Annotated in this window: 12 protein-coding genes; all 12 read left to right on the top strand. The window is 30.5% G+C overall.

Annotated features, from left to right (window positions below):
• Nucleotides 1-8 precede the first annotated feature (8 nt).
• Complete coding sequence (locus tag BLU40_RS12625; protein WP_090124074.1) at nucleotides 9-1,487, top strand: aminotransferase class V-fold PLP-dependent enzyme; 1,479 nt, start codon at nucleotides 9-11, stop codon at nucleotides 1,485-1,487.
• A gap of 47 nt (nucleotides 1,488-1,534) precedes the next feature.
• Nucleotides 1,535-2,119 (top strand): HupE/UreJ family protein, encoded by a 585-nt coding sequence (locus BLU40_RS12620; RefSeq protein WP_090124071.1) that lies wholly within the window; start codon nucleotides 1,535-1,537, stop codon nucleotides 2,117-2,119.
• A 55-nt stretch (nucleotides 2,120-2,174) separates the two neighbouring features.
• Complete coding sequence (locus tag BLU40_RS12615) at nucleotides 2,175-2,597, top strand: deoxycytidylate deaminase (protein ID WP_090124068.1); 423 nt, start codon at nucleotides 2,175-2,177, stop codon at nucleotides 2,595-2,597.
• Nucleotides 2,597-4,219, top strand: a complete 1,623-nt coding sequence (locus BLU40_RS12610) for a S41 family peptidase (protein ID WP_090124066.1) — start codon at nucleotides 2,597-2,599, stop codon at nucleotides 4,217-4,219. The genes BLU40_RS12615 and BLU40_RS12610 overlap by 1 nt, the downstream gene beginning before the upstream one ends.
• 18 nt (nucleotides 4,220-4,237) lie before the next feature.
• Nucleotides 4,238-4,990 (top strand): UDP-2,3-diacylglucosamine diphosphatase, encoded by a 753-nt coding sequence (locus BLU40_RS12605; RefSeq protein ID WP_090124063.1) that lies wholly within the window; start codon nucleotides 4,238-4,240, stop codon nucleotides 4,988-4,990.
• A 90-nt stretch (nucleotides 4,991-5,080) separates the two neighbouring features.
• Complete coding sequence (locus BLU40_RS12600) at nucleotides 5,081-5,926, top strand: OmpA family protein (RefSeq protein ID WP_090124060.1); 846 nt, start codon at nucleotides 5,081-5,083, stop codon at nucleotides 5,924-5,926.
• 157 nt (nucleotides 5,927-6,083) lie between these two features.
• The gene (locus BLU40_RS12595; RefSeq protein ID WP_090124282.1) at nucleotides 6,084-7,088 is read left to right on the top strand and encodes an AAA family ATPase; all 1,005 of its coding nucleotides are present in this window, start codon (nucleotides 6,084-6,086) and stop codon (nucleotides 7,086-7,088) included.
• A gap of 87 nt (nucleotides 7,089-7,175) precedes the next feature.
• Nucleotides 7,176-8,048 carry a DUF58 domain-containing protein gene (locus BLU40_RS12590; RefSeq protein WP_090124058.1) on the top strand — a complete coding sequence of 291 codons (873 nt, stop codon included), beginning with the start codon at nucleotides 7,176-7,178 and terminating at the stop codon, nucleotides 8,046-8,048.
• A 13-nt stretch (nucleotides 8,049-8,061) separates the two neighbouring features.
• Nucleotides 8,062-9,663, top strand: a complete 1,602-nt coding sequence (locus tag BLU40_RS12585; protein WP_090124056.1) for a hypothetical protein — start codon at nucleotides 8,062-8,064, stop codon at nucleotides 9,661-9,663.
• A gap of 2 nt (nucleotides 9,664-9,665) precedes the next feature.
• Nucleotides 9,666-10,670 (top strand): vWA domain-containing protein, encoded by a 1,005-nt coding sequence (locus BLU40_RS12580; RefSeq protein WP_090124054.1) that lies wholly within the window; start codon nucleotides 9,666-9,668, stop codon nucleotides 10,668-10,670.
• 1 nt (nucleotide 10,671) lies between these two features.
• The gene (locus tag BLU40_RS12575; protein ID WP_090124052.1) at nucleotides 10,672-11,709 is read left to right on the top strand and encodes a vWA domain-containing protein; all 1,038 of its coding nucleotides are present in this window, start codon (nucleotides 10,672-10,674) and stop codon (nucleotides 11,707-11,709) included.
• A 6-nt stretch (nucleotides 11,710-11,715) separates the two neighbouring features.
• Nucleotides 11,716-12,531 carry a tetratricopeptide repeat protein gene (locus BLU40_RS12570; protein ID WP_090124048.1) on the top strand — a complete coding sequence of 272 codons (816 nt, stop codon included), beginning with the start codon at nucleotides 11,716-11,718 and terminating at the stop codon, nucleotides 12,529-12,531.
• Nucleotides 12,532-12,535 lie beyond the last annotated feature (4 nt).

The following is a 12,535-nucleotide window of genomic DNA, read 5'->3' as shown; positions in this document are numbered from 1 at the left end:
TTTAATTTATGGCTAACCAAACAGCATTAGAGCAATATTTCGAGCAATTTAGAAATAATATTGTAGGTATAAATCAAACATTTCAATCTCCTTATGGTGAAAAGGAAATTATTTATACCGATTGGACTGCAAGTGGAAGGATGTACAGACCAATTGAAGAAAAATTGATGAATGAATTTGGTCCATTTGTAGCCAATACGCATACCGAAACTTCGATTACAGGTTCTGCAATGACTATGGCTTACCATAAGGCTCGAAACATTATTAAAGAGCATGTAAATGCTAGTGAAAATGATGTGTTAATTACTGACGGAACCGGAATGACAGGTGTTGTAAATAAGTTTCAACGTATTTTAGGGTTAAAGGTTTCTGAAGGTTTAAAAGAATTTACAAAGGTTCCAGAAGAATTGAAACCAATAGTTTTTATTACGCATATGGAACATCATTCTAATCAAACCTCTTGGTTAGAAACTATTGCCAATGTTGAAATTATACCTTGTCAGGAATCTGGTTTAATATGCTTTGATAGCTTTACAAAACTATTGGAACAATATAAAAACAGACCTATAAAAATAGCTTCTGTTACAGCTTGTTCAAATGTTACAGGTATTAGAACAGATTACCATCAAATAGCAAAAATTATTCATCAATATGGAGGGTTGTGTTTTGTAGATTTTGCTTGTTCTGCGCCTTATGTTGAAATAAATATGCATCCAGAGGATAAAGAAGCGTATTTAGATGCAATTTTCTTTTCACCTCATAAATTTTTAGGTGGTCCAGGAACTTCAGGAGTGTTAATATTCAACAAAAAATTATACAAAAATATGATCCCAGATAACCCAGGCGGAGGTACAGTAAATTACACCAACCCTTGGGGAAATCACGATTATGTAGACGATATTGAAACGCGTGAAGATGGTGGTACACCAGGCTTTTTACAAAGTATTAAAATTGCTTTGGCAATTCAGTTAAAAGAACAAATGGGTGTTGAAAATATATTAGCACGCGAGCACGAAATAAATGAGATAGTTTTTGAAAAGCTAAAACAAATTTCAAACTTAAAAATATTAGCATCTAAGCACGAAGATAGATTAGGAATTTTTTCTTTTTATATTGAAGATGTTCACTTCAACTTAATAGTAAAACTGTTAAATGATAAGTTTGGTGTTCAAACTCGTGGAGGTTGTTCTTGTGCAGGTACATACGGACATTTTTTGTTACACGTAGATGAAGAAACTTCACACAGTATTGAAGAAAAAATATTAGAAGGTTGTATGATAGAGCGTCCGGGTTGGATTAGAATGTCAATTCACCCAACAATTACTAATAAAGAGGTGTTGTTTGTGTGTGAAGCTATTAAGCAAGTTGCTGATAACTTTAAAAAATGGGGTGAAGATTATGAGTATAGCGATGTGAAAAATGATTTTGTTCATAAAACTTCTGTTCCTTCAGAAAAATCTATAGTAAATAATTGGTTTAAGCAGTAAAGTGTAGAAAAAACTTTTTCTATATTTGATACTTAAATCAAACCCCTATGGATAATTTAATCTTTTTTGTAAAAGAAGGCTTTTTTCATGTATTAGACTGGAAAGCTTACGACCATGTATTATTTTTAATTGCGTTAGCTGTTGTATACGATTTTAAAAATTGGAAAAAAATATTTTGGTTAATTACTCTTTTTACAATTGGTCATACTGTTTCTTTATTATTAGCAGCTTATGGCGTAGTTTCAATAAGTAAAGCTTGGATTGAATTTTTAATTCCGTTAACCATATTTATAACTGCTTTAGTAAATATATTTTATGCTAAAACAGCTTCAAAAGATACAAAAACGAATACAAATTTATTTTTTGCTTTGTTTTTTGGGTTAATACACGGTTTAGGATTTTCGTCCTATTTTAAAATGTTAGTTGGTACTTCAAATAGCAAGTTTTTGCCGTTGTTAGAATTTGCATTAGGTGTTGAATTGGCTCAGATTGTTATAGTAATTCTAATTTTGTTTTTAGGCTTTATTTTTCAAACTATTTTTAGGTTTTCAAAAAGAGATTGGATCCTAGTTATTTCATCAGTTGTAATAGGTGTAACTATACCAATGCTTATTAATAACTGGATTTGGTAAAAATTTAACATTGAGTTGCTAAAAAAAAATTAATTTAGGGCATATTTAAGTGTATATGGATAAGAAACAGTTAAAGTACGATAAAGCTTATATGAGAATGGCGCTAGAATGGGCAAAACTATCGTATTGCGATCGTAAACAAGTTGGAGCATTAATTGTAAAGGATAGAATGATTATTTCTGATGGGTACAACGGAACACCATCTGGATTTGAAAATTGTTGCGAAGATGATGAGAAGTTTACAAAATGGTATGTATTGCATGCAGAAGCAAACGCCATATTAAAAGTAGCTGCTTCTACACAATCTTGTAAAGATTCTACGTTATATATTACCTTATCGCCTTGTAAAGAGTGTAGTAAATTAATTCACCAATCGGGTATTAAAAGAGTTGTATTTGCTGATAAGTATAAAGATACAACAGGTATTGTTTTTTTAGAAAAAGCAGGTGTTGAATTGACACACCTTAAAGAAATATAATGACTAGAAAGAAACTTAACCTTCCTATTTTTTTGGGTATAGCAGTTGCTGTAGGAATTCTTATTGGAAGTAATTTAAACTTCAAAAATAAATCAGTTTTATTTAATAATAATAGTAATGAAGCTAAAATAAAACGCTTAATTAACTATATACAATATGATTATGTAGATCAGGTAGATACAGATAGTTTGTTAGACGATGCGATAACAAATATGTTGGTAAAACTAGATCCGCATTCAGTTTATATTCCAAAGGAAGAACTGCAAGGCATTACCGAAAACATGCAAGGAAAATTTGTGGGTATTGGAGTTAGTTTTGTTATGCACGAAGATTCAGTAGCAGTAGCAAGTGTTATAAAAGGTGGTCCAAGCGAAAGAGCTGGATTGTTGGCTGGAGATAGAATTTTAATTGCCGGAAAAGATACATTGTTTGGGAAATTTATAGAAAATAAAGCTGTAATTGCTGAAGGAAGTCCAGATTTTGTGCGTTCAAGAAAAATGTCTGACGCTGTAATGAAAGCATTAAAAGGCGAGCCGGATACCGAGGTAAATGTTTCGGTTTATCGTAGAAAAACAAACGAAGTTATAGAAATACCAATAACTCGTGGAGAAGTATCATTAAAAAGTGTTGATGGGCATTATATGATAAACTCAACATTGGGCTATATTAATATTGATAGGTTTGCGCGCACTACTTATAAAGAATTTAAAAGTGCTTTAGATAGTTTAATTTCGGAAGGAATGACTTCTTTAGTGTTGGATTTAAGAGGAAACCCTGGTGGTTTTATGGATATTGCAAATAGCATTATTGATGAATTTCTAGAAGATGGCAAACTAATAGTATTTACAAAAAGTAAAAATGGAGAAATTGATAAATCTTACGCAACTTCTAAAGGAGACTTTGAAAATGGAAACGTTTATGTTTTAATTGATGGTAATTCGGCTTCAGCAAGTGAAATTGTTGCAGGTGCATTACAAGATAATGATAAAGGTACCATAGTTGGTCGTAGGTCATTTGGAAAAGGGTTGGTGCAACAAGAAATGGATTTAGGTGATGGTTCTGCTGTGCGTTTAACAACTTCTCGCTATTATACACCCACAGGTAGATCTATTCAAAAACCATATAGTCATACCGATTCTAAAAAGTATCAAACAGAGTATTTAGAGCGTGTTCATAATGGAGAATTAGTTTCGAAAGATAGTATTAAAGTAAATGATTCTTTAAGGTTCGAAACACCAAAAGGAAAGGTAGTTTATGGTGGTGGAGGTATTATTCCAGATGTTTTTGTGGGTTTAGATACTACAAGTAACTTCAGCAATAAAGTGTTTGGGAATTTAAATTCATTTACATTTAAATATATAGATAATCATAGAGCAGAAATGGATGCCTGGGAATTGAGTAATTTTGTTGAAAATTTTGATAAAGATGAAAAGATTCTTAAGGAATATATAAGTGAGTTAGATATGAATTTGCCTTTAGCACCAGGAGTTAGAAAAAACTTAAAAATGTACTTAAATGCATTTTTTGCGCGTAATTTATTTGATGATACAGGCTTTTTTATGATTACTCAAAAGGAAGACCCAATGATATTGAAGGTTCTGGAGTTGGAAAAAGTGGAATAGTGGTATAAAAAAAGAAAATTGAAAATTCAAAAAAAAATATATTTTGCATCAGACCAGCATTTTGGTGCGCCAACAAAAGAAGCTAGTAAAGTGCGTGAGCAAAAGTTTGTTGCTTGGTTAGATAGCATTAAAAACGATGTTGAAGTACTTTTTTTATTAGGTGATTTATTCGATTTTTGGTTTGAATATAAAACAGCTGTTCCAAAAGGTTTTGTTCGGGTTTTAGGCAAACTTGCAGAATTAAAAGATAGTGGAGTAGAAATTCATTTTTTTGTAGGTAATCACGATCTATGGATGAATGATTATTTTGAAAAGGAATTAGAAATTCCAACGTATCATAAACCAAAAGAATTTACCTTCAATAACAAAAAGTTTTTAATTGGTCACGGCGATGGTTTGGGGCCTGGAGATAAGGGGTATAAACGTATGAAAAAAGTGTTTACAAATCCTTTGTCTAAATGGTTGTACCGTTGGTTGCATCCGGATATTGGTATTCGTTTGGCGCAATATTTATCTGTTAAAAATAAATTAATTTCTGGTGAAGAAGATGTAACGTATTTAGGCGATGAAAATGAGTGGTTGGTTCAATATTGTAAGTATAAATTAACACAGAAAAACTACGATTATTTTGTGTTTGGCCATAGGCATTTGCCTCTAGAAATTAACTTAACCGAAACTTCAAAATACATTAATACAGGCGATTGGGTTAGTTATTTTACGTATGCTGTTTTTAATAAAGATACACTTAGTTTAAAAAAGTTAGAAGCGTAAGTTGGTGCTTCTTTCTGTTAATCAGTTGTTTATATTTTAGTTTTAGTCATTTTTTTATTATATTTGTGGTAACCCCAAATAAAATAACAAATGAGATCCCTAATTATAATTTGTTTTATTGTGCTATTTCAATTCACAATAAATTCTACCGCTCAAGAAAAAAATAACACAAATACTTTATTTAAAGTTTCAGGTATTGTTAAAGATTCTTTAACAGATCAGACCTTATCTAATGCAAAAATTGTTTTGTATGATGTAAATAAGGAAAACTTTGTAAGACTTCAAAAAGACATTGAAATAATTCATCAAAATACTCTAAAACATAAAATTAAAGTTGTTTCAACTAACGAAAAAGGAGTTTATAAAGTTGATGCTAGTTTTAATAAATATTACCAACTAATTGTAACTATAAATGGTTTTGTTAGTGAAACCAGACTTTTTTCTACATTTAAAAATGAAATAAAAAGTAAAGAGTTTAATTTTAAACTAGAAAATCAAGAAGTTTATATAGATGTAGATAAGCGTTTTTTAGTAAAAGTGAAACCAATTAAGTTTGAAATTAATAGCAGTAAAATTAGCGCTGCTTCTAAAAGAGAAATTAATAAAGTAGTAATGCTTTTAAAAAAATACACCGATTTTGAAATCGAAATAGGAGTGCACTCATCTAGTTTAGGTAGCGACGCTTTTAACTTAAAGCTATCTAGTAGAAGAGCTTTAGAGATTTCTAACTACATAAAATCATTTAATTGGCCTTTAAAAGATAGATTAACAGCAGTTGGTTATGGAGAAACTAAACTTATAAATGAATGTGTTAATGGAGTAAAATGCACCACCAAAAAACATTTAAAAAATAAACGAGTAGAGTTTGTTTTACTTAATAAATATATCCCTACTAGTGATATGGAATATTTAAACAGAAATGTAAATATTAATTAAGTTTTTATTCTAGAATATTATCTGTTTAAAATTTCATAAAAAGTCATATTTACCAACGGTTTTAACCAATTTTTAACAACGTTTTAAAAAATATTTATGCTACTTGCAAAGTGTTAGAAAGCATGTTAAATTCACGCTGTTAAAAACGTATAAAATGATTGAAGAAAATAAAGTTTCAGTAGACATAAAAGCAATCAACGAAAAGATTGAAAAAGAAAGTGCTTTTATAGATTTATTGGTAATGGAAATGAACAAAGTAATTGTTGGTCAGAAGTATATGATTGAACGATTGCTAATTGGTTTATTAGGAAATGGGCATATTTTATTAGAAGGTGTTCCTGGTTTAGCAAAAACATTAGCTATTAACACATTGGCAAAAGCTGTTGATGGTGGTTTTAGTAGAATTCAATTTACGCCAGATTTATTGCCAGCAGATGTTGTTGGTACTATGATTTATAGCGTAAAAGACAATGATTTCACCATTAAAAAAGGACCTATTTTCGCTAATTTTGTATTGGCAGATGAGATTAACCGTGCGCCAGCTAAAGTGCAATCAGCTTTATTAGAAGCAATGCAAGAGCGTCAAATTACAATTGGCGATACTACTTTTAAATTAGACGAGCCGTTTTTAGTAATGGCAACTCAAAACCCTGTAGAGCAAGAAGGTACTTACCCATTGCCAGAGGCGCAAGTAGACCGTTTTATGCTAAAAACAGTAATCGATTACCCAAAACAAGATGAAGAGCAGTTAATTATGCGTCATAATTTAATGGGTACTTTTGGAACTGTAAATTCGGTTGTTTCACTAGATCAAATTAACAGAGCAAGAAAAGCAGTTAAAGAAGTTTATATGGACGAGAAAATCGAGAAATATATACTTGATATAATTTTTGCTACTCGTTATCCAGAAAAATATAACTTACCAGATTTAAAAGGATTAATCAGTTTCGGTTCATCACCACGTGGTAGTATTAATTTAGCAATGGCAGCAAAATGCTATGCGTTTATTAAGCGAAGAGGTTATGTAATTCCTGAAGATGTTCGTGCTGTGGTGCATGATGTTCTTAGACATAGAATTGGAATTACTTATGAAGCAGAAGCAGAAAACGTTACTTCAGTAGATATTATTAACCAAATAGTAAACGAAGTAGAAGTACCTTAACAGTTCTCAGTTTTTAGTTTTCAGTTCACAGTTTTTTTAATTCTGTGCTAACTGTTAACCACCAACAGCTAACTGCCAATTAAATATATGGATACCAAAGAAATACTAAAAAAAGTTCGTAAAATAGAGATTAAGACTCGTCGTTTGTCTGATCATATTTTTTCAGGCGAATATCACAGTTCGTTTAAAGGGCGAGGTATGACTTTTTCTGAAGTTCGACAATATCAATACGGAGATGATGTTAGAGCAATTGACTGGAATGTTACTGCGCGTTATAACGAGCCTTATGTAAAAGTTTTTGAAGAAGAACGCGAATTGACTATGATGTTAATGGTTGATATTAGTGGTTCGGAATTGTTTGGTACAACTCAACAATTTAAACGAGATACTATTACTGAAATAGCTGCAACGTTGGCATTTTCAGCAATTCAAAATAATGATAAAGTAGGTTTATTGTTGTTTTCTAATGAAATTGAATTGTTTATTCCTCCTAAAAAAGGGAAAAGCCACGTACTTAGAATAATTAGAGAGCTTATTGAGTTTAAACCTAAAAGCACAGAAACAGATATTAATATGGCGCTAAAATATTTGTCTAGCGTTATGAAGAAAAAAGCAATTGTTTTTATGTTATCCGATTTTATGGATACTAATTACGAGCAAACTTTAAAAATAGTTGGTAGAAAACACGATTTAACAGGAATTAGAATTTTTGATAAACACGATGTAGAAATTCCAAACTTAGGAATGGTACCAATGTTAGATGCTGAAACTGGTAAAACTATTTTGGTAAATACTTCTTCAAAAAAAGTAAGAAATAGCTACAACAAGTATTACTTAAGTAATGTAGATTATTTTCAAAAAACGTTTAGCCATAGTGGTGCAGGTACTATAAGTACAAGAATTGATGAGAGCTATGTTAAAAAATTATTAGGATACTTTAAAAACAAAGGATCTAGATAGAAAAGAATTTTTAATGAAAAAAAACTTAGTTTACATACTGTTTTTTATCGGTTTTATAACCTATGCACAACAAAGTCCAATTTCTGTTGAAGTTGATACTACTGCGATAAAAATTGGTGAACAAATAGAATACAAAATTTCTGTAAGTGAAATAAAAAATGTGCTGTTTTCTAAACTACAATTAGATAGTTTAGGTAAGGTTGAAGTTGTTGAAGATTTACCAGTAGATACTATTAAAAACAGACTTGAAAAAAAATACTTAATTACTAGTTTTGATAGTGGTGTTTATGTTATTCCACAGCAAGAAATAGTAATAAATAACAAAAAGTTTTTAGCCGATTCTTTATTAATAAACGTTGCAACTGTAAAGGTAGATACTACCAAGCAGAAAATGTATGAAATAAAATCGATTAAAAGAGAACCTAAAACTTTTGACGATTATAAACCTTGGTTATGGTGGATTATTCCAGTTGTTTTACTACTTATTCTAGGATTGTATTTAATCTTCAGAAAGAAAGAGAAAAAACCAAAGGTTAAAATTCAAATTCCGCCAATTCAAGAAGCTTTACAGCGTTTAAAAGAGTTGGATGCTAAAGAATTAGTGAAACAAAATAAAATAAAAATTTACTATTCTGAATTAACCGATATTGTTAGAACATATATAGAGAAGGATATAAAAATTCCAGCATTAGAATCTACAACTAACGAGTTGTTAGAAACAATTACAGATTTTAACGAATCGAGTAAGTTGGGCATTTCAAAAGAAACCTTAAAACAATTAAAAACAATTTTACAAAGTGCCGATTTAGTAAAGTTTGCAAAATCGAAACCTGAAGCAAACGAGATTAATGGAGATAGGTTAATTATTGAAGATATTTTAAAAGATACTCAAACAGCTGTATTAGCTAAACGAAAAGAAATGCAAGCAGCAAGTGGTACTTCAACAGAAAATAATTTTGAAATACCAGTAGCACCTGTTAAGAAAAAGAACAATATTTTAAAATATATTCTAATTGCTATTGGAGTGTTAACATTGCTTTTTGGAACTTTAGGCTATTTTGGATATCAATATATAAAAGAGAATTTTATTGGAGCTACTACTTCAGAAATGATGAGCAAACAATGGTACACTTCTTCGTACGGAAATCCACCTGTTGTTATTCAAACACCTGAAATTTTAGAAGTAAAATCGGTTAATTTACCTGATAATGGAGTTACAAGTATTGGAGATTTTGCTCATTTTGAGTATGGTTCAATGGTTGGTGACTTTTATATTGGATTGTCAACTATCAATTTTATTTCAGAAATGGATAATTTAAATTTTGAAGGAGCAGTTCAAGGAAGTATTGCACAAGTTGAAGCTGCTATTGGCAGTAAGGTTACAAATGTAAAAACTGAAAAAATTGACTTTAACGGAATTGAAGGAAGAGAAGTAACTGCCAATTTTAAATCGAAAAACGAGTTGACTCAAAAAGAAGCTTCGTACAAAATTAACATGGTAATTTATGCAGATAAAAATGCTTTGCAACAAGTGTCTGTTGTTCATTTAGATAATGATAAATCGGCTGCAGAAGTTAAAGATAGAATACTAAAATCAGTTTCCATAAATAGATAAATATGTTAGAGAATTTCGAATTTATGCATCCGCACTTTTTATGGCTACTATTAGTATTGCCGCTTTTAGTGCTATGGTACTTTTTAAAGCGTAACACAAACAGCTCGTCTTTAACAATAAGTAGTGCAAAAGGATTTCTGGCAGAGCCATCTATATTAGCAAAATTAAAACCGTTGTTATATGTGTTAAGGCTAGCAGCTATTGCATTGTTAATAATTGCTTTGGCACGTCCTAGAAATGTTCAAGTAAGTTCTAGAACAAAAACCAATAAAGGAATTGATATTGTTATGGCAATTGATGTTTCAGCAAGTATGTTGGCTACCGATTTAAAACCAAATAGGTTGGAATCATTAAAAAAAGTAGCTACACAATTTGTAAATCAACGTCCAAATGATAGAATTGGAATTGTAGTTTATGCAGGTGAAAGTTTTACACAAACACCTATTACAAGCGATAAACGTATTGTTAGAAATACAATTTCTAAATTAAAATGGGGAGATCTTGAAGGCGGTACTGCAATTGGAATGGGATTAGGGTCTGCCGTAAACAGACTAAAAGAAAGTAAAGCAAAAAGTAAGGTTATTATTTTATTAACCGATGGAGTAAATAATACAGGTTTTGTAGATCCAAAAACGGCAACAGAACTAGCTGTAGGTTTAGATATTAAAGTGTATACAATTGGTTTGGGAACCAATGGAACGGCATCTTTTCCGTATGCACAAGACCCAAGAACAGGCAAATTAATGTTTAGACCATCGCAGGTAGAAATAGATGAAGCATTATTAAAATATATAGCCGAACAAACTGAAGGAAAATATTTTAGAGCAACTAGCAACACTAAATTAAAAGCTATTTACGAAGAAATTAATAAACTCGAAAAAACAGAAATTGAAGAGTTTAAGTATTATAACTATCACGAAAAATACCGTTTTTTAGTATTAATAGCTGGATTGTTGGTGTTAATTGAAATGCTGTTAAAACACACAATATTTAAAAGTTTTATTTAATATGTATCAAATAGAAGAACCAACATATTTTATTTATTTGGCAATTATACCTGTAATACTTACAGTGTTTTTGTTGGTTTTCTGGTGGAAAAAAAGAAAACAAAAGCAATTTGCAGATGCTGCTTTGTTAGATAAATTAAGTCCTGAAAAATCTACATTTAAATCGTTTTTAAAAATTATTGTTATTTGTTTAGGGCTTGCTTTTTTAGTTATATCATTAGCGAACCCTAAAATGGGAACAAAATTAGAAACTGTAAAAAGACAGGGAGTTGATATTGTTTTTGCTTTAGATGTTTCTAAAAGTATGTTGGCGGAAGATATTGCTCCAAGTAGGTTAGAAAAAGCAAAACAAGTAGTAACAAAAATTATAGATAAGTTAGGTAGCGATAGAATTGGAATTATAATTTATGCCGGTAATTCATATCCTTTATTACCAATTACAACAGATCACGCTGCAGCAAAAATGTTTCTTCAAAATGCAAATCCAGATATGGTTTCTAGCCAAGGAACTGCAATTAATGAAGCTATTGAACGTGCTATTACTTATTTTGATAATGATGAACAAACCAATCGCTTTTTGTTTGTAGTGTCTGATGGTGAAGATCACGAAGAAAACACATTAGCATTAGCGCAACAGGCTACTAAAGAAGGAATTAAAACATACACTATTGGTATTGGTACTGCAGAAGGATCTCCAATTCCAATTAAAAGCATTGGTAGTGGAATTTCATATAAAAAAGATAGTAAAGGCGAAGTTGTAATTACTAAAATGAATCCAGCAGTATTAAAAGATATTGCTTCCGAAGGGAATGGTAAATATATAAATGGAAATAAAACTAAAGAAACTATAGATATTGTTGAAGAAATATTGGTGAAAGCTGAAAAAAGCGAATTTGAAACCAAACAATTTTCCGATTATAAAGATCAGTTTCAGTGGTTTATAGGTATAGGATTGTTGTTGTTGTTAATTGATGTATTATTACTTGAAAAGAAAACAACTTGGATTCAGAAATTGAATTTATTTAATCAAAAAAAATAAGAAGACTTGAAAAAATACATAATCATATTGTTTTTAGGTTTTTCAACACTTTTGTTTGCGCAAAAACAAAGTGCCGAGGAATTAAATAGAGCTGCTCGCGAACACGTACGAGAAGGAAATAAATTGTACAATCAATTAAAATTTTCTGAAGCTGAAATTGCTTACAAAAAAGCATTGTCTAAAAATCCTAATTATCCTAAAGCATCGTATAATTTAGGAAATAGTATATATCAACAAAAAAGAAATAAAGAAGCTGTATCTCAGTTTGAAGTTGTTGAAAAAACATTTACTGATAAGCAAAGTAGAGCAGAGGCTTACCACAATATGGGTAATACGTTTATGAATGAAAAGCAGTATGATAAAGCTGTAGATGCTTATAAAAAATCGTTAAGAAACAATCCTAATGATGATGAAACTCGTTATAATTTGGCAATGGCAAAAGAACTTCTAGAGAAGCAAAAAAACGACCAAAATAAAAACGATAAGAATAAAGACAACAAAGACAACAAAGACAATAAGGATAAGAAAGACGATAAGAATAAAGATAAAGACAAGGGCGACAAGGATAAGGACAAAGATCAAAAGGATCAAAAAGATAAAGACAAGGATAAGGAGAAAGATAAGAAAGACGATAAAGGAGAGCCTAAAAAAGATGAAAAGGATAAAGAAAAGGAAAAACAACAGCCACGTCCAAATCAGCTTTCACCAGAGCAAATGAAACAGTTGCTTGAAGCTATGAATAATGAGGAAAATAAAACTCAAAAAAAGCTGAATGCTAAAAAGGCAAAAGGCAAAAAAATAAAACAAGAAAAAGACTGGTAAACAA

Origin of the sequence: Lutibacter oricola (assembly GCF_900106565.1) — a bacterium.
GTDB classification, from domain to species: Bacteria; Bacteroidota; Bacteroidia; order Flavobacteriales; family Flavobacteriaceae; genus Lutibacter; species Lutibacter oricola.
The sequence above is the reverse complement of the archived record's forward strand: the minus strand, read 5'-3'. Positions and strand labels throughout refer to the sequence as shown.

Bases quoted from the DNA above. Each gene is read 5' to 3' on its own strand.
- BLU40_RS12625 (WP_090124074.1), top strand. From the start codon at position 9: ATGGCTAACCAAACAGCATTAGAGCAATATTTCGAGCAATTTAGAAAT.
- BLU40_RS12620 (WP_090124071.1), top strand. From the start codon at position 1,535: ATGGATAATTTAATCTTTTTTGTAAAAGAAGGCTTTTTTCATGTATTA.
- BLU40_RS12615 (WP_090124068.1), top strand. From the start codon at position 2,175: ATGGATAAGAAACAGTTAAAGTACGATAAAGCTTATATGAGAATGGCG.
- BLU40_RS12610 (WP_090124066.1), top strand. From the start codon at position 2,597: ATGACTAGAAAGAAACTTAACCTTCCTATTTTTTTGGGTATAGCAGTT.
- BLU40_RS12600 (WP_090124060.1), top strand. From the start codon at position 5,081: ATGAGATCCCTAATTATAATTTGTTTTATTGTGCTATTTCAATTCACA.
- BLU40_RS12590 (WP_090124058.1), top strand. From the start codon at position 7,176: ATGGATACCAAAGAAATACTAAAAAAAGTTCGTAAAATAGAGATTAAG.
- BLU40_RS12585 (WP_090124056.1), top strand. From the start codon at position 8,062: ATGAAAAAAAACTTAGTTTACATACTGTTTTTTATCGGTTTTATAACC.
- BLU40_RS12580 (WP_090124054.1), top strand. From the start codon at position 9,666: ATGTTAGAGAATTTCGAATTTATGCATCCGCACTTTTTATGGCTACTA.
- BLU40_RS12575 (WP_090124052.1), top strand. From the start codon at position 10,672: ATGTATCAAATAGAAGAACCAACATATTTTATTTATTTGGCAATTATA.